Source organism: Streptomyces flavofungini, assembly GCF_014650815.1.
Classification (GTDB): domain Bacteria; phylum Actinomycetota; class Actinomycetes; order Streptomycetales; family Streptomycetaceae; genus Streptomyces; species Streptomyces flavofungini.
Genome location: NZ_BMVR01000012.1, coordinates 1 through 15973, shown reverse-complemented (window position 1 = coordinate 15973; position 15973 = coordinate 1). Strand labels below are relative to the sequence as shown.

Below are 15973 nucleotides of genomic sequence, written 5' to 3'. Positions count from 1 at the left end.
TCTCTTCACGGCTAGTTGATCAGAAAGCTGGTGTCCCAGCCGGACGCGGACGGCATGCCGGTCTGGAAGGAGTGGAGGGCGAGGGCGGTACCTGCGGCGCCTTCGAGGAGTCCGATGTCTCCGCCGCCGGGAGGGTCGAGCAGCGAGGCCGCCAGTGCGCCAGGGGCGGTGTCGATAATCGGGGCCAGGAGACGGGGCAGGCACTCGGTGAGGCCGGGGGTGATGGCCTCGGCGGCGACGAGCTGTGTGATGTGCGTCAGGCCCGCGAATCCGTGACACAGCGAGAGGTCGACGGTTGCCTGAAGTTGGCCGGTGTCGGTCATGGAGCCCAGGAGCGCGCCTTCGGCCATGCGTTGGCGTGCGGGGGCGTTGGTGGCGAGGGCAGCGAGCTGTTGAGTGCGGGCGAACCCGGCTGTCCCGTAGCACCAGGACGGCCGGGAGGGTCCGGGGCCGGGCCTGCCGGATCGCAGCTGCTCGCGGGTGATCCAGTACGGCCACCACGGACCGGCGGGACCGTCCTGCTGCCACTGGTCGAGCCAGGCCAGGATGCGGGTGATTGCGTCGTTGTGGCCTTCGACGGTGATGCCGCGGCATGTGGCCAGGGAGAGCAGGGCGAGGGGGCCGCCGATGCCGTGCGCGACGCCGTTGTTGGCGTGCCCGTGGGGGTAGTCCGGGGAGGCGTGGCCGGAGGGGGCGAGGTGGCTCCACCAGCCGGGCAGAAGCTCACCGTCGTGCTTGACCGGCTCGGTCAGCCGGACCAGGTACGCCAGGACCTCTCGAAGCAGATCGGTGTGGGCATCGCGGTGCAGCAGGAGTGCGCCCATCCCACTCAGGCCCCGGATCGCGTCGAACTCGGCCAGTGTGGGCATCTCGCCGCGGTCCATGCGCGCGTGGGCGCTGACCAAGCGGTCGCGGGTCGTGGCCGTGACGCGCTGGTCGAGAGTGTTCAGGGCGCGGGCGTAGCGTCCGGGACGGTCGGCGGCGGCGTGGAGGGCGAAGGCGAGGGCAGGCGCCCCGTAGTAGAGGTGGCTGTCGATGCCCCCGACCGTGGGTTCTGCTGCGGCGCAGGCGAGCCAGTCGTGGGCGCGCTGCCACGGCCCCTGGTCCGTCCGGGCTCGTTCGATGTGCAGCAACGCGACTCCGACGGCGCCGTGCGCGAGGGACTGCGGCCACCAGCCCTGACAGTGACGCAGGGACCGCGCGCCGTCCGGCGTGGCAAGTCGCTCTGCGATGGCGTCGGCGCAGGCCCGTGCCCTTTCACGCAGATCCATGGCCAACTCCTCGACGGGTCCAGGCCATCGCGGCCGAGCGAGCCAGCCGTACGCACATGTGCTCGTCGTCCTTGTCGATGCCGACGGCCCGGATGTGGTGGGAGTGCAGGAGGGAGTCGAGGACCAGGTTCGGGTCCATGCCGTCGGTTTGGTTCAGCCGTTCCCGGTAGCGGGCCAGGGCCTTGTCGCGCTCGCTCCACGCGGTCGCGATGGGTCCGCCGCCGGGGGCCGCGCGCAGCCCTGCCCAGTCACGCGTCGGATCGGCCAGGCGTACGGCCTCACCCAGCACCGTGCGGTCCAGTGGGTGTGGGTCGGTGACGCGGCCGTGGGCGATCAGCCAGCCCATGCCGTTGGCCGTGCCGCCCGTGAAGGCGATGGCGAGGGCGGCGAAGTTCGCCGCAGCGAGGGCTTGGTGGTGGGGCCGCGCGCGCTGGGCGAACTGCACGGCCAGCGCGCGGGAATCTGCGGCGAAGACGTCCTCGGCCAGGCTCATCAGCGGGCCGGTGCCCCACCGGCCGGTCTCCGGGTAGGAGGTGGCGAACTGCATCTCGGCCAGTAGTCCCGCCCGCCGCAACCGGGCCGCCCACGTACTCACGCGCTGCGCAACGGGCGCGAAGTCCTGAGGGTAGGGGACCGCGATACGCAGGCGCAGGTGGGATCGGGGGTCGCGGTAGCGCGTATACCACCAGGCTGGTGGCTCGTCCCACTGGTCGAGTAGTGAGGGAAGGTGGTGAGCCAGGATCTCGGGTTGCCGTTCGACGTGCCCGTATAGCTTGATCAGTAGCCACGGGGCCGTTCCCGGGAGGTGTCCGTGGTCGCGGGTGAGGAGACGCCCCGTGGTCACGGGCGGGACCGTCGGCCACTGGGGCGCGCGAGCAACTGTCATCGGCACGACGACCTCGTGGGCCCGCCCCCCGAACCAGCCGTCGTCGGAGCCGGTTTCGACCAAGGCCGCCGATTCGCTGGTGCCCAGGTGCGCGCGCAGGAGCGCGAGGTGGGCGGTTTCGCAGAGGTTCAGCGGTAGCAGCTGGTCGCCCTCGGCCAGCGCGACGGTGCCCGGAACCCGTCGGCGCGTGCGCCACTCGTCGATCGCCTTGTGCCATTCCTCCCAGGAGGCCCGGCGGTCGGGCAGGTCCGATCGGTCCAGGCGCCACCGGGCCGGGGAGAGGATCGTGCGGCCATAACGCACCCGCGGCAGGTACGGAAGGGCTATGGCGGACGCCCACGGGAACGGGGTCAGGATCGCGGACTGGGAACGGCTGATCTCGGTGAGGAATCGTGCGAGCGGCGGGGTGTGGGCCCGCAGGTCCAGAGCGTGCAGGGCCATCGGGTCCAGCAGACACCCGCGGGAGAGGGAGACGAGGTAGAGCCTGCGGCGGTCGCAGCCCACCGCGAGGTCATCGAGCGTGATGGTGCGCTCGTCCACGGGGCGGTGCTCGGCCAGGCTGATCACGGTCGGCAGGAGTTCGGGCACGCGGGTGACGTTGGCGTCGCCACGGTCGAGCGGGGCGAAGGAGACCTGCGTGGGCAGCGAGCCGGGGACGTTGACCGGCAGGTGCTCCAGCACGGCGGCCGAGCGAGCCTGGGCATCGGGGTCCAGCAATCCCAGGAATCTGCCGCTCGTCGTGCCGATGCCACGGGAGGGGACGATGCCGTGGAGGGTGAAGTCACCCTCGGCGACGGCAGCCTGTGACGTGGCGTTGATCTGGAAGCGCAGCTCCAGATGCACCGGCACCTGCATCGAGTCCTGGTCACCGACGGTCAAGGTGCCGATCAGCTCCTCGTCCAGCCGGATCTCGTCGCGGCCGTCGAGCACGGCCGCTTGCGCGAGGGAGAGGAGGCGCTGTTCACGGGAGGTCAGAGCCGCGCGCTTTTCGGGTGCTGAGTCCCGGTATCCCTGCGGGAACCCGAGCCCGGCATCCGGGTCCACGACGTCCCGAAGAGGGACGAGGGAATTGATGCCGTACCGCTCGAAGAACCGATTGTGGAAGTCCTGCCACGCGGGCGTGCCGAAGGGGTACGCGGTGAGCCGGGCCAGCAGGGTGGCGGCCCTTTCCGCCTCGCGGGCGATCGGTGGGGGCAGGGTGAGTGAGCAGTCCATGCGCAGGTCCACCGTGAGGGGCTGGGCCGTGACGCTGCTCAAGGTCGTCATCTTCTCGCGCAAGGCGCTGCGGAGGCGCCGCCCGTCCGCCGGGGCGAGGGCCTGGTTGTGCTGGGCGATGGCGTCTCGGACCGCTCGCAGGTTGGCCACGAGGTCTTTGGTCTGCGGCGCGTCGGCGGTCTCGGCCTGCTGGACCAGGTGGCCGAGGGCGTCGAGGGCGGCGGACGGTGCGTGCAGGCTGCTGATGAGAACGCCGCGCTGGACCAGGCTGGTGACCAGACCTTCCACCTGGGCAGAGGGCACATCGGGGAACTCGGCCTTCACCTTTGCCACGAGTGCGTCGAAGCGGATGGGGGAGGCGGCGGATTCCACGGCGATCCGCGCGGCGGCGGTGAAGCGGAGGGACACTTCCGCCACAGGGCTGCTCTCGGCGCGGTGCGAGCGCGGCGGATAGGGCACGATCAGCCGATCGTCGCGTACGTAGGCGGTGTTGTTGGCCATCACGGGCAGCTGCCGCAGCAGGTCGAGGCAGCCTTCCAGGCGGCTGATCACGTCAGCGACCCACTCGCCGTCGGCGCGTACGACGGCGCGGTGCCACTCGCCCCAGGTCCAGCCTGGCCGTGTGCCGAAGGAGGCGGGTGCGACTCCGGCGAACAGGCCGTGGGGAGTCGCTCGCCCCGTCATCCGCAGCACATACCGAATGACGGACACCAGCACACGGCGCAGCTGACGAGCATCCGGCGCTGCCGCCGAGCACAGCGCGTCCACCTGCCGCGCGAGCGAAGGGCTGGCCTGCTCGACGACCTCGGCCACCTCGGCCACTGACCAGACCTCACGCAGCCACGTCTGCCACCGCCCCTGCCTGGCCGGGGAATCGTCGGTGAGGTCCGGCCATCCCGGCAGCGGCAACCTCGTGTAGCGGGCGGCACGCACGAGCGCCGTGTCTGCGCACCGGTATAACGGTCCGTCGTTCCTGGAATCCATGCGCCTTCCCTGTTCCGTGAAGTGCCGGGGTGTCAGCCCGCGCGGAGCTGGAGCGCGCGGGCTGACACATCGGCCGTGCGTGTGGTCAGGCCACGTTGGTGGCGCAGGACCCCTTGCAGGTGGGCTTGCACCCGTCATCCGTCAGGTTGATCAGCGAGGCGGACCCGTCGCCGGACTCCAGGACGCTGATGTCGAGGTCGAATTCGTCGCCACCCGCCGTGGCGATCGAGGGCGGTGGCTGCTGCTTGATAGTGGAGGCGTTCATGCGGCTCTCTCTGCTCGTCGTGTGCGGGAAAACGCTCAGGCCACGTTGGTCGCGCACGGGCTGGAGCACGTGCTGCCGCAGCCGTCGTCGGTGAGGTTGATCAGCGTCGCTTCCCCGTCGCCGGACTCCAGGACGCTGATGTCGAGGTCGAACTCGTCAAAGTCCATGTGCTGGCTCCTCCTCATTGGGTGTGCGGCTCAGCTCGAACCACGGTGGAACAGCGGCTGTGGAGCGGCGTGCGGCATGAAAGGGGAACGCCGTTGTCCTGGCCGCTGGGTGGTGCACCTGCCCGCCGCCGACAGCGGGCGGGCCGTCTCCTCAGGCCGCACACGGCACGGACATGGCCTGGGCGAGCACTCGCTCCAGGCGCGTACGGTGAAAGCGGAAGGCCACCAGCGCGTGGTCAGAAGCCGCACGGACGTCCGCGTTGTCGATGACCTCGACGTGTTCGAGGGCAGCGGCGGCACCGCCTACCGCGTACCTGCGGTCGATGCGCTGAGGGCCGCCCTGGTGGGGCTTGTCGAACCCGGCCGTGGCGGCGAGCGCGGCCGCACCGACTCCGTCGATGTGATCGGCGCCGTGTCGCGCGAGATCCACGTACCCGGCGTCGTTGAGGACGCCGTCGGGTCGGGTGTCGGTGCGGCGGATGCCCTCGGTGTCCACGTACGTGCGCTGCACCATGTGCGCTCGGTCGGTGACGTGATCCCAGGTGGGCAGCGCGATCGGCTCGCAGCGCCGTGGGTAGCTGTTGGTGTCTCCGGCCGCGATGGTGACCATGCCGGGCCCGGCGAGTGTGGTCATCCACCCGGCTTCCGTGAGCCGCTGATCGGCGTCGAAGGAGCACATGTGAAACGACACGAGGTTGAGCGGTACGGGGCAGTCGCCGAGGTGTGCCCGCACGTGGCAGGGGTGCAGCCACCAGGGTTTCGCGCGGGGCTTTTGCTCGGCGACGTGGAACATGCCGGGCCGCAGGTACACGGCGGTCGAGATGTCGGCGTCGACGGCCGGGTTGGGTGCGGCCAAGAACCCGCGCAGCCCCAGACGCTTCTCAGCCGCGTGCAGGAGCCGCCCGCCGCGTTCCCGGCTGTGCTTCGCTTCCTGCTGCAGCACGACGTCCGGGTTGAGTTCAGCCAGGACGTCGAACGCCACATCGCGACGTTCGCCGTTCCGGCCGCCGTCTGCCTCGATGTTCCAGACGACGACGGTGATGGTGCTGACGTCCATGGAGTCCTTCGTTCCAGAGTGAGTAGGTCACCTGCGGCGTGGGGTGGGATAGGCCGGCCGCTTGCTCCCCCACAGAGCGCGGCCGGGGCGCGGGGGTCTCGGCGCCGCCTCCCCTCGGGGGCGGCTTGGGGGACTTCCCGCGTGCGAGCGTGGGCGTCCCGGCCAAGCCAGGGCAGGCCCCAGGTGTGTGGCCACAGCATGTGCTGGTGCCGGCTCAGAGCCGGATGTCCCGGGCCAGGCGACGCACCCACACGTCGGGCTCCTTGATCTCCCGGCGGGTCGGCCCCAGCCGGGTATGGCGCCAGACGCGGTTGAAGCTTTCGAGCCCCAGACTGTCGATGATCACCGTGACCCAGCGCAGGCCCTCCTCGTAGGCCTCGGCCGGGGCCGCAGGATGCGCGGGCGCGGTCTGAGGGTCCTGCGTGCGCTCGACGAACGCCTTTGCCATGGCCAGGTATTGGGGCGTCTCCCGGCCGGTGGGCTGCCCCAGCTCGACTTCGCAGCCGAGCAACATCCGGGTGACCTGCCGGTCGGCCCACTCGGCATGCCCGTGCAACAGGTGGCCCACCGCAAAGTCACTGAAGCCGCGCAGATCGGGGCGGCCCGTGTTGTAGGCGATGACCACCTGACCCTCGCTCGCCCGGTGCTGCGCGACGTGCGCGAACTCGTGCGCGAGCGCCTTGGTGATCACCTCGGTGCCGTGACCGCCATGGTGGAAGGCCTCGGGGACGAGGAGGACCTCCGGTTCGTAGGCAGCGTTCGTAACAGTGGCGGCGGGGCCTCCCATCCAGGACAGGCGCAACTCCGACTCCTCCGTCTCCAGACGGTCGTAGAGCGCGCGCGTAGCCTCGATGGACAAGTCGAAATCCTGCGCATCGCGGGCGAATACGCGACGCCGCTCTTCAATCGCGCTCTCGATGAACGCTTCGTGATCAACGATGCGGACCAGGATGTGGCCGAGTCGAAGCCCGGTCACCTCCTCCAGGGCCGGAGCGACCTTCTCGGCGATAGGCCCGATCTGCTCGGTGAGTTCCGGATGCAGGTCGGTCTCCTGGCGGATACGGCAGATGGTCACGTGGAGATGTCCTTCGCTGGCGGGGATCGGTGTGGATCGCGATCGGCGGTACCAAGACCGTGGCCGCGACGATGGGGACAAACAGGGACGGGTGGTACCGCGCCGGTGGAAGAGGCTCCCGAGAGCGGCGGCGAGGAACGCGGCGCCAGTCACGACGGGCAGCCCCACCCCGACGAGGCTGCGCTTGCGTCGGCTCAGCGGCCTCTGTAGACGAGGGCCGTGACAACCCGCGTGTCCCGGGCCAGAAGCTGGAGGTAGGCGTGGGCCTGCTCGGCGTTCGGGGCGAAGGGCCGTCGCTCGATGAGAGCGTGGCTGTCCTGGATCATCCGGAGCACCATCTGCTTCGGCTTGGGCTCCCACGCCTCGACGGTGTCCTGGCAGGCGGTCAGCAGTGGCGGCAGCCCGGCAAGGAGCGCTTTCGTCTGGTCCGCCACGCTGGGCCTGGAGTCGCCTCCGCTGAACAGGATGTCGTCCCGTGGCGGCGCGGGCGTGGTGAGCGCGAGTTCCACCGCGACGTAGGTGGTGGCCAGGTCGATGGCGTCCTCGGCCTGGACCGACATGGGCTGTTCAATGCTGGGAGTCATGGAGGGCTGCTTCCTGCTGGGCCGCATCGAGCAGGTCTTGGGCGGCGCGGGCGAGGGTGAGGGAGTACTGCCACAGCTCGTAGTGATTCGTCTGCTCACCCGGCCGAGCTCGGGGCAGGACGAGTCCTTGGGCACGCTGATACGCGGGGTGTCCTCGCGAGACCTCACGCAGCAGCGTCTTCACGTCGACGGTGAGCGCGACGATGTGCATGAGGACGGTGGCTCGCGGCGGCATCGCCACCCCGGGCCGGGTCGCCTCGGTGATCGTCTGCTCGATCGAGGCGACGTTCACGCGGTCGGCCAGGAGCGGTGTCCTGGGGGATCTGGTCACGACACGCTCGCCTCACGATGCTCTCAGCTCGGCGGCGAGGAGTACCTCGTGCGGCACCGGTGAGGGCCCGAAGGAGTCGAGCAAGTCCCGCAGTGGCGCCGGGGGAACGAGCCGGTCGCTCTTGAATGGCCGCAACCAGTACGCACCGGGCGGCTCTGCTTGGCCGAGCGATGGCAGGCCGATGCGATGGGGCTGCCCCAGGCAGATGCCGTACCGATGAGGTGCCCACCGCGTGCTGGAGCCAGGCGGCACGAGCCAGTACAGCCACGACCGCACCGGGTCCTCGATCACCGGCCCGCAGCCGTCGATCTGCACCTCATCCATGAGCCCGACGACGGCTCGGGCGGCAGCTCCACTCGCAGTGATCAAGACGTCGAACAGGTTCCCGCCCAGCGGGAGGCACGACGGTCGATTGCCCTGGAGGTCCATCAGGTTCCGGACGCGGGTGGCGAGGCCGCCCATGTCAGACGCGACGTCCTCGCGGCTGATGTTCTCAGTGCGCGCAGTGAAGGCGGCTTCGCCAGCAGGCGGGACCTCGCGGGTCGCATCGACGACTCGTTGGGGCAATGCCGCGGTCGTGACGCCACCTCCCGGCGGCGTCAGCAGGCTCTGCACCGTATTTCCCGTGATGTTGCATCCTGGGGAGGAGTTCATGTGGAGTGCTCCCGCTCGTCGAGTAGCTGGCATACAAGAGCGAACCGCCTCGCCACCCGTGACGGGTATGGGGGCAAGGGGCTGTACGTGGTCAAGGTGGTCAAAGATCGTCACGGTCGTCGACGCGGGCCGCTGGTGTCGTACACGCGGGATAGCCCCGTGGAGCACTCCGTCTCGGCGCGGTGCCTTTGGCATGTGGCCAGTTCACTGCGAGCAGCGGGGGAGCACACAGGGGAAAGAAGCTGGAACCCATGGCGTGACCCCGGTGATTTTTACCTGCAAGGTGTCGCCCCGGCTGGCCTCACGGATACCTTGCGGAGGTGGGTGAGAATCGCGAGCTCGCCGCCGCGATGGCGGAAGTCGGCCTCAGTCAGGCTGAGTTAGCGCGCCGTATGAACGTGGAGACTCAGCACCTCACCGGCAAGGAGGGGAGCCTCACCGATCGGGACATCCGTCGCTACCTGCGTGGCGAGACCGCGTGGCCGCAGCACAGACAGCGCATCGGACTGGAGCGGGTATTGGGCCGTCCGGCCACCGAGCTTGGATTCATCCCCCGAGCGCGCAGGCTGCGCCAGGCTCAAGCGGAGGACCCAGTGCAGCGTCGTACATTCCTTGTTGCAGCAACCGGCACCGCCGTCGTCTCTGCCGCCCCGCGACGGCGTTCACGGTTGGGACAGTCTGATGCCGACCGGTTCCACCAGCAGTACGCCAATCTGCTGCGCGATGACGCGCGGCTCGGCGGTGTGCGGGAAGTCGAGAACAATGCCGGCGAGCTCGCTGCGCGCATTCAGTCCTCGCTAGCCGGTGGCGGTGCCTCCGACCGCATTCAGCGTCAGATGTACCGGCTTGCGTCCCATGCCACGTGTCTGGCGGCCTTCGCTGCGATCGACGCGAGCGCCCCACATCGTGCACGAGCCCACCTCGACAAGGCCCTCACCCTCGCCGGTCTCGCCCGCGACAGCGAGACCATGTACCGGGTGTGGGATCACCTGATGCTCACCTCCAGCCAGCGGGAGAACCACGCCGAAGCAGCGGCCGGCGCTGAGGTGATGAAACGCTCGTCGGTCTCCCGACGTGACCCGCTGTACGCGTCGCTGGGGCACATGCGGCACGCCAACGCCCTGGCCAGACTGCATGAGACCACGGAGTCGTTGCGGGCCCTCGATCTCGCGGAGAAGGCATTCAGCAGGGTCCGAGGCGAGCACTCGTCGGAGTGGATCGCGTTCTACAGCCGGGCCGAATTCGATGCTCTGGGGTCGTACGTGTGGACGGCACTTGGGAAGCACGAGCGGGCCGAGTTCTGCCTTCACCGCACCCTCGCCGCCATCCCGGACGGCATGGTTCGCAACAAGGCCCTCTATACGGCGCACCTGTCGCTGTCCCAGGCGAATCAAGGGGAGCTGGAACTGGCCTGCACCACCGGGACACGCGCTCACGGGATGCTTCTGCCGTCGTCCGGGTCACAGCGTACGACGAACACGCTCGCGAGAACACGCCAAGTCATCAAGGCCACGGGCACCAGAGCACCCGAGGTCGTGAGCTGGATCGGGGAGTCCCGCCGATGTATCTGAAGCACTATACCCACTCCGACGCACGCGACGTCTGCTCGCTGCTCCTGGACATCCACGACGAGGTGTACGAGAACGATGCTGACCCGTTCCACTCGCGCGAACGGTTCTCGTACTTCGTCGACCTGTGGTCCGGGCGTGAGGACTGGCTGTGCGTCTCGGGGTGGGAGGACGGCGACCCGGTCGGGTACGGGTACGGCTCGGCTTTTAAACCGGGCGGCTGGTGGAAAGGGTCTGACCGACCTAGAGGCGTGCGCGGGCGGATCTTCGCCCTGTCTGAGCTGATGGTGGTGCCCAAGTGGCAAGGCACGGGGCGGGCACAGCAGATCCATGACGCGCTGGTCCAGTCGGTCGACGTCGATTTCGTGACGCTCCTCGTCGACTCCGCGCACCCCAAGGTGCAGTCCCTGTACGAGAGGTGGGGCTATGAGAAGCAGGACGAGGCCAAGCCCTCTGACGACTCCCCGCTCTACGCCGTCATGGTGAAGCCCACTAAAGCGTGTTGCACAAGGCTCTGAACTGGCAGGTCAAGACCGGTTGGGGGCATGGTCTGGTCATGGGGCGAGGGCGAGGTTGTGCATGCGGGCGACGGCCTGGACCGCGTGATGGAGGCCGTCGCCGCGCTGTCGGCAGTCGCGGAGGATCTTGTAGTTCTTCATCCGGCCGATGACATGTTCCACCCGGGCGCGGACCTTGCGATGCTCGGCGTTGTCGTCCTCCTCGCCCTTGAGGAGAGCCCGTCCGGGGCGTTTGCGGTGCGGCACCACCATCCCGCAGTTGAGGTAGGCGCCGTCGCCGAGCACGGTCACATCCGCGCAGTGCCGACTCAGCCCGGATGCGCGCCAGGCGTGTGCGTCCGCGGTGGTGCCCGGCACTGGACGGGCTGCCGCGATCACCATCCGGGTGTCCGCATCCACGATGACCTGCACATTCGCCGAGAACCGGTAGTTGCGGCTGGACGCCCCGACGCCCCGACGACCCGGTCGGGGACCGGGAGCAACGTGCCGTCCACGATCCACAGTCGCTCGGGGGCATCCACCGGGCGGGAGACGGGCTCAAGCGCGAGCAGCGGCCCCAGCCTTTGGATCACCCGGCACACCGTGGACGACGAGACGCCGAACAGCGGTCCCAGCTGCCGCATCGTCAAGTTCGTGCGGTAGTAGACCGCCACCACCAGCACCAGCTCGGCCAGCGGCAGGCTCCACGGGCGGCCCAGCATCGTGCCGTTGCCGCCCCCGCTCCCGCACTACCTTCAGCAGCCGCGCAAACTGTGTCACCCGCAGCCCGGTAAACGTCTCCACCCACACCCGTTCAGCCCTCAACACCCCGGCCATACCTGGGAAATGCCCAGTTCACGGCCTTGTGCAACACGCTTTAGTAAACGATGTAGATCCGGCGAGTAGCTTCAGTGCACGGGAGAACAGAGGCACACCCGAGACACCCGTCGGGGTCTTCCGGTACGTGGCAGGCCGTGCTTTTCTGTGACTATATCGCCAGAGAAAGGACCTGTGCATGATCTCTAGCGCTACGCCCACGGAATTCCTGATTCCTCGCTTGGATGTAAGATCTCCGTCCATCTCTGCTACCGCGTCTTGGATATCCGATCTGCGATCTTTTCGTGGGAGAATTCTGTGGGCGGAGGGCAGAAGGCCAGATTTCCGAGAACCTGAAGGGTTCGTGGATTTCGACCCAATTGACCTTGCGTCCTGGCACCTCATTCTCCGAGACCAGACAGACCAAATCGTCGGGTGCGTTCGTTTCGCGCCGCTTGACGAAATATCTGACGTCAGTCAGGTCCGAGCTGTGAGCCAAGAATCCGCCGCCTTGATCCTCGAGAGGTATTCGTGTGATGAAAGAGACGTCTACGAGATTGGCCGGATGTTGATTGCTCGAGAATGGCAAAATCGCGGACTTGGGTATTTTCTCGGCAGTACAGCGGCAGCACTTGGCCGCGAATTAGGAAGGCAGTTAATGTGGGGGGTAATGGGGACTCGTGAAAATCAGGACAAAATAGCACTTCGTTTCGGCTGGGAGCGTGGAGTACATAAGACATTCACCCTGCCTCGATATGACGATGAGGTTTCCATTGTAGTTGGCAGAATTAGATAAAATACTCTCGGGTAACCCCCCTTGTAGACTACCTGGAAGATTGGAATGGTGCGGATATGGACGAAGCCATGGAGCGCTATGAGGCTGCACTGGAAGATACCCGAATATCTTTATCTTCAAATGGCGTTATGAAGTACATCGTGGATAGTGACTGTCCAGTAAACCTCTTCCACCTGTGGAGTATCCGATGGGCTGCGCATGGCGTACGGATGACTGAGCAAGTGGCAAGCTGGATTGAAAGGGCCGGGCGGCGAACGAAGGCCATGGGACTTCACGACCTCGGACGCAACCTGCAAGCGCACTCCCATGCAGAATATGGGCATGAAAAACTCTTGGCAGCGGACGCACGTACTCTGGTCAATCTGTGGAACCAGGATGCCAAAGAACCATTGAATGCAGAGCAACTCATCGCCAGCTCTCCACTTTATTCAGCTCGCAAGTATGTCGAACTGCATGAAGAGACGATCGGCGGGAAGCATCCCTACTGCCAGGTCGCAATTGAGTACGAGATCGAACGTATTTCTGTGGTACTCGGTCCTAGTCTATTGGCTCGCTATCAGCAGACTTTCAAGGAGGGCGGATACTCCTTTATAGCTGAACACGTAGAGCTGGATCAGGGGCATACAGCCTTCAATCAGCGACAACTACAAAAAATACTGGAAAGCGAGGACGATACTTTGGTCCCCTTGGTAGAGGCCGGCAGACTTGCCCTGCAGCGCTATGCCATGTTCCCAGCAGAGTGCCTGCAGCTCGCCAAGCAAGACCTCATCAGAGAGCTAAGCGCATGAGGACACTCTAGACCGAACGAGAACTGCGAGCCGTACCGCCGCCTAGAAGCTTAGGAATTCACTTATGGTGGTAAGAAATCCAGAAAGCGAATATTTCTTCGCCGACTACGCTGATTCGTGGTGGGATGATGAGTCAGAGCTGAAACCATTACGCTCTTTCAATAGGTGTCGTTTTGAGTATTTCGACAGATTTATTGAACGAGGCTGGGCGGATAAACGGGTACTGGATGTTGGGTGTGGTGGCGGCTATACGACCGAGTTCCTCCACTCACGCGGCTGCCGCGTATACGGTCTCGATGTGTCTGAAAGACTGATCGCCTCTGCGAGGAAGCATGCCGAGGAGACCGGGAGAGGGATCGAGTACACGACCGGTAGTTCTGATGCCCTGCCCTACCCCGATGCTTCATTCGACGTCATCACATGCCTGGACGTCCTGGAGCACGTGCAGAACCCCGCCCAAGCCGTTCAGGAGATTCACAGAGTACTCACGCCGGGTGGAATATTCTTGTACGATACTATAAATCGAACATTTCGCTCGCAATTGATCATGATCTGGCTGGCTGAGCGCATCCTGGGCGTCATCCCTAAAGGTGCCCATGTCTGGCACGACTTCATCACGCCGGCTGAGATGCTGGCTTATCTAGGCAGCTCAGGATTCACCCCGCTTGGCAGACCCGCAGGGATTTCTGTGAGAAATAGAAACAAGGACGGGAGTCTCAGAATGAGCACTACCCGAACGCTTTCAACTATCTTCATGGGCGCAGCACGCCGTTGATTCTCAAATCTGCACAATCCAATCATTAGGAACAGACCATGGAATCAAAGGAGCCTGGTTTTCTCGGCGCGAATGCAGTAGAGGCAGTAAAAAACAGTAAGCGTGCTCCTCTTCCCTACCCAAATGGGTGGTATCTGCTTGCTCCGTCATCAGCGGTTCCGCCCGGTGCCGTGGCAACTCGGCAATTAATGCGAGAAGATCTCGTCATCTATCGCACGGATAGCGGTATCGCAAAAGTTATACGTCCTTATTGCCCGCATCTCGGTGCCCATCTAGGGTGCGGTGGTTGGGTTGACGGCGAGAATATCGTTTGCCCCTTTCATCAATTCTCTTTCAATCTCGACGGCGATGTTTCACGCAGTGGGCCCGGTTATAGTGGGGACATAGTGCAAGGTAGGTTGACTTCCTTGCAGAGCGATGAAGTCAACGGGGGCATATTCGTCTGGGTGGGCAGCGGAGCTGAATTGCCACCGTGGAGAATCCCGCCGCTGTTGCCCGCGATGAGCACACCTCTTAAATGGGCACCCGTAATGGCCGTGCGATCCCATCCTCAGGAAATCTGTGAGAATAGTGTCGATATCGGTCACATTCGGGCTCTCCACAGGTTACCCGAGGCCGTGTTTATCAGTCCTCCCGTCATGGAGCAACATAGATACTCTATAACGATGGAGGTGGCGCGATTCGTTCCGCTACTTGGGCATGCCACGTTCGAGATTAAGACTACGCTTTACGGAATGGGCGTTTTTCACGTGGTCATTTCTGAGCCTCGTATCGGACTGAAATTGACGGCATTGGTCTATCCGAGCCCAGTGGAACCTTGGCGTGTACACCTCTCGGTTAGCACAAGCGCCTTGCTAGCTCCATCCCGCGGACTAGCAAAACACCTGCCAGCGCCTGTTATCAAGGCCCTCATTCATAGTTTCGCTCCGGTACACCGCCGCTTTGTCATGAGGGACGTTCGGCGGGACGCAGTAATCTGGGATGGGAAACGCTATACCACCCCTCCGAGGATCGCTAAAGGAGACGGTCCTATAGGAGGTTTTCGACACTGGGCCAGTCAATTCTACCCAGGCGGGAGCAGTGAAGAGGGCGTAGGCCCTCAGATAGACTAACTTAATTCCCGGAGAAACCCTATTTGCCCTGCCTTCCCTGAGAATGTAGGAGTCGATGATAATTTACCCCGGAAATCGAATTGAACTCTCATGCGAGGACTATGATGTTCTCTACCGTGGGAACACCCCAGCGGGAGCTGGTGCGCCACTGCCACCGTGGGATATCGGCGGTCCGCAAAAGTTCGTTGTCGAGTGGCAGGAAAACGACCGAATAGTTGGGCCGGTACTCGATGCTGGCTGTGGATCGGGTATCCATGCGGTCTATCTCGCGCAGCAAGGCCATGAAGTAGTTGGTTTTGACTATTCGGCGACCGCCATTGAAGCAGCCAAACACCGAGCAAGCACTGCCGGCCTTGCCGGCACTGTCTCTTTTCAAATCGCAGATGCCACATCACTCGACCTCGCAGGGCCATACGCAACGGTAATTGACAGTGCTCTATACCATGGACTCACGGAGGGTGAGCGCAGAGTTTACGTAACTTCCTTGCGGCGTGTTTGTGGTCCGTCCGCACGATTGTTTCTGGCTTGCCATTCAGATGAATCCCCTGAGGGAACCATGGGGCCCTATCGAATCAGTCGAGAAAGCATCCAAGAAACCCTTTCATCGGCTGGATGGGTTGTAAAAAATATTTCACCTGGCGTATACGAGACAACAAGTTGGGAAGTCCTGGCAGGATTTGCGAAAGCGCATGGTGTCGATGTGTCAGGGATAGGTGGGCGCGAGAACGAATTCAGTCAAGGCCGGTCGCAATTGCCGGTATGGCTGGTAGAAGCGCAGGCTTCCAATGGGCTCGAATGACGCGCCCTCGCGCGAGCGCGTGACGCACCAGTTCGGATCCGCTATCGGCGGTTAATACTCCAGCCGTAGTTGTGGATCTTGAGGGCTGGGCGGTGCGGAGACGGGTGCGGCCACCGGTGATCATCGGTGTGTGAAGACAGAAGATCAGACGGTGGCCGCAGGTCACAGCGTTGGCCCTGCCGGTTGGGACGAGCACTTCGAGGGGCTGATGGGGCGGATAGCCGGGCGGTTCGTCCGCTCTGAACCCCGGTGCCGGGTCGGCAAGTTCGTCCGTGGTTTGCTGGCCGACCTGCCGCGCAAGAACTGCTGGACGATCGCGGAGTGGGCCGGTGA

16 protein-coding genes and 2 pseudogenes are annotated in these 15973 nt (G+C 65.0%); 8 read left to right on the top strand and 10 right to left on the bottom strand.

The window, feature by feature from the left end; translation table 11 throughout:
• Positions 1–11: 11 nt before the first annotated feature.
• The 9 genes from IE274_RS28025 to IE274_RS27985 form a co-directional block, all read right to left on the bottom strand.
• Positions 12–1271 (bottom strand): lanthionine synthetase C family protein, encoded by a 1260-nt coding sequence (locus tag IE274_RS28025; protein WP_190118693.1) that lies wholly within the window; start codon positions 1269–1271, stop codon positions 12–14.
• Positions 1258–4305, bottom strand: a complete 3048-nt coding sequence (locus tag IE274_RS28020) for a lantibiotic dehydratase (RefSeq protein ID WP_229909854.1) — start codon at positions 4303–4305, stop codon at positions 1258–1260. The genes IE274_RS28025 and IE274_RS28020 overlap by 14 nt, the downstream gene beginning before the upstream one ends.
• A gap of 136 nt (positions 4306–4441) precedes the next feature.
• Positions 4442–4621, bottom strand: coding sequence for an FxLD family lanthipeptide (locus IE274_RS28015; RefSeq protein ID WP_190118691.1), 180 nt, complete (start codon positions 4619–4621; stop codon positions 4442–4444).
• 35 nt (positions 4622–4656) lie between these two features.
• Complete coding sequence (locus IE274_RS28010) at positions 4657–4788, bottom strand: FxLD family lanthipeptide (protein WP_190118690.1); 132 nt, start codon at positions 4786–4788, stop codon at positions 4657–4659.
• A 151-nt stretch (positions 4789–4939) separates the two neighbouring features.
• On the bottom strand, positions 4940–5845 hold the full coding sequence (locus tag IE274_RS28005; protein WP_190118689.1) for an endonuclease/exonuclease/phosphatase family protein: 906 nt from the start codon (positions 5843–5845) through the stop codon (positions 4940–4942).
• A 214-nt stretch (positions 5846–6059) separates the two neighbouring features.
• Positions 6060–6920: a zinc-dependent metalloprotease gene (locus IE274_RS28000; RefSeq protein ID WP_190118688.1), complete on the bottom strand. Its 861-nt coding sequence runs from the start codon at positions 6918–6920 to the stop codon at positions 6060–6062.
• Positions 6921–7114: 194 nt separating this feature from the next.
• Positions 7115–7504 carry a hypothetical protein gene (locus IE274_RS27995; RefSeq protein WP_190118687.1) on the bottom strand — a complete coding sequence of 130 codons (390 nt, stop codon included), beginning with the start codon at positions 7502–7504 and terminating at the stop codon, positions 7115–7117.
• Entirely contained in the window at positions 7488–7835 is a 348-nt protein-coding gene (locus IE274_RS27990) for a hypothetical protein (RefSeq protein ID WP_190118686.1), read from the bottom strand. The genes IE274_RS27995 and IE274_RS27990 overlap by 17 nt, the downstream gene beginning before the upstream one ends.
• A gap of 12 nt (positions 7836–7847) precedes the next feature.
• Entirely contained in the window at positions 7848–8489 is a 642-nt protein-coding gene (locus IE274_RS27985) for a hypothetical protein (RefSeq protein WP_190118685.1), read from the bottom strand.
• Positions 8490–8809: 320 nt separating this feature from the next.
• On the opposite strand from IE274_RS27985, the gene IE274_RS27980 reads away from it, so the two are divergent.
• Positions 8810–10060, top strand: a complete 1251-nt coding sequence (locus tag IE274_RS27980; protein ID WP_229909853.1) for an NsdA family TPR-like regulatory protein — start codon at positions 8810–8812, stop codon at positions 10058–10060.
• Complete coding sequence (locus IE274_RS27975; RefSeq protein WP_190118684.1) at positions 10051–10575, top strand: GNAT family N-acetyltransferase; 525 nt, start codon at positions 10051–10053, stop codon at positions 10573–10575. Before IE274_RS27980 ends, IE274_RS27975 begins: the two co-directional genes overlap by 10 nt.
• A gap of 36 nt (positions 10576–10611) precedes the next feature.
• Here the strand turns inward: IE274_RS27975 and IE274_RS27970 are convergent.
• A pseudogene (locus IE274_RS27970) lies at positions 10612–11391 on the bottom strand (transposase family protein).
• Between the two features lie 178 nt (positions 11392–11569).
• Here IE274_RS27970 and IE274_RS40435 point away from each other — a divergent pair.
• The 6 genes and pseudogenes from IE274_RS40435 to IE274_RS27940 all read left to right on the top strand — a co-directional run.
• Positions 11570–12166, top strand: a complete 597-nt coding sequence (locus IE274_RS40435; RefSeq protein ID WP_372447118.1) for a GNAT family N-acetyltransferase — start codon at positions 11570–11572, stop codon at positions 12164–12166.
• Positions 12167–12222: 56 nt separating this feature from the next.
• Positions 12223–12954 (top strand): hypothetical protein, encoded by a 732-nt coding sequence (locus IE274_RS27960; RefSeq protein WP_190118682.1) that lies wholly within the window; start codon positions 12223–12225, stop codon positions 12952–12954.
• 64 nt (positions 12955–13018) lie between these two features.
• Positions 13019–13729, top strand: coding sequence for a bifunctional 2-polyprenyl-6-hydroxyphenol methylase/3-demethylubiquinol 3-O-methyltransferase UbiG (gene ubiG / locus IE274_RS27955; RefSeq protein ID WP_190118681.1), 711 nt, complete (start codon positions 13019–13021; stop codon positions 13727–13729).
• Positions 13730–13767: 38 nt separating this feature from the next.
• Positions 13768–14841, top strand: coding sequence for a Rieske 2Fe-2S domain-containing protein (locus IE274_RS40430; protein WP_190118680.1), 1074 nt, complete (start codon positions 13768–13770; stop codon positions 14839–14841).
• A 55-nt stretch (positions 14842–14896) separates the two neighbouring features.
• The gene (locus tag IE274_RS27945) at positions 14897–15640 is read left to right on the top strand and encodes a class I SAM-dependent methyltransferase (RefSeq protein WP_190118679.1); all 744 of its coding nucleotides are present in this window, start codon (positions 14897–14899) and stop codon (positions 15638–15640) included.
• Positions 15641–15791: 151 nt separating this feature from the next.
• Positions 15792–15973 (top strand): annotated as a pseudogene (locus IE274_RS27940) (IS701 family transposase); the annotation flags it as partial.

Excerpts from the sequence above, each read along its gene's own strand:
- IE274_RS27945 (WP_190118679.1), top strand. The coding sequence starts at position 14,897 with ATGATAATTTACCCCGGAAATCGAATTGAACTCTCATGCGAGGACTAT.
- IE274_RS28015 (WP_190118691.1), bottom strand. The coding sequence starts at position 4,621 with ATGAACGCCTCCACTATCAAGCAGCAGCCACCGCCCTCGATCGCCACG.
- IE274_RS27995 (WP_190118687.1), bottom strand. The coding sequence starts at position 7,504 with ATGACTCCCAGCATTGAACAGCCCATGTCGGTCCAGGCCGAGGACGCC.
- IE274_RS27960 (WP_190118682.1), top strand. The coding sequence starts at position 12,223 with ATGGACGAAGCCATGGAGCGCTATGAGGCTGCACTGGAAGATACCCGA.
- IE274_RS40430 (WP_190118680.1), top strand. The coding sequence starts at position 13,768 with ATGGAATCAAAGGAGCCTGGTTTTCTCGGCGCGAATGCAGTAGAGGCA.
- IE274_RS27985 (WP_190118685.1), bottom strand. The coding sequence starts at position 8,489 with ATGAACTCCTCCCCAGGATGCAACATCACGGGAAATACGGTGCAGAGC.
- IE274_RS40435 (WP_372447118.1), top strand. The coding sequence starts at position 11,570 with ATGATCTCTAGCGCTACGCCCACGGAATTCCTGATTCCTCGCTTGGAT.
- IE274_RS27975 (WP_190118684.1), top strand. The coding sequence starts at position 10,051 with ATGTATCTGAAGCACTATACCCACTCCGACGCACGCGACGTCTGCTCG.
- ubiG (WP_190118681.1), top strand. The coding sequence starts at position 13,019 with ATGGTGGTAAGAAATCCAGAAAGCGAATATTTCTTCGCCGACTACGCT.
- IE274_RS28025 (WP_190118693.1), bottom strand. The coding sequence starts at position 1,271 with ATGGATCTGCGTGAAAGGGCACGGGCCTGCGCCGACGCCATCGCAGAG.
- IE274_RS28005 (WP_190118689.1), bottom strand. The coding sequence starts at position 5,845 with ATGGACGTCAGCACCATCACCGTCGTCGTCTGGAACATCGAGGCAGAC.
- IE274_RS28010 (WP_190118690.1), bottom strand. The coding sequence starts at position 4,788 with ATGGACTTTGACGAGTTCGACCTCGACATCAGCGTCCTGGAGTCCGGC.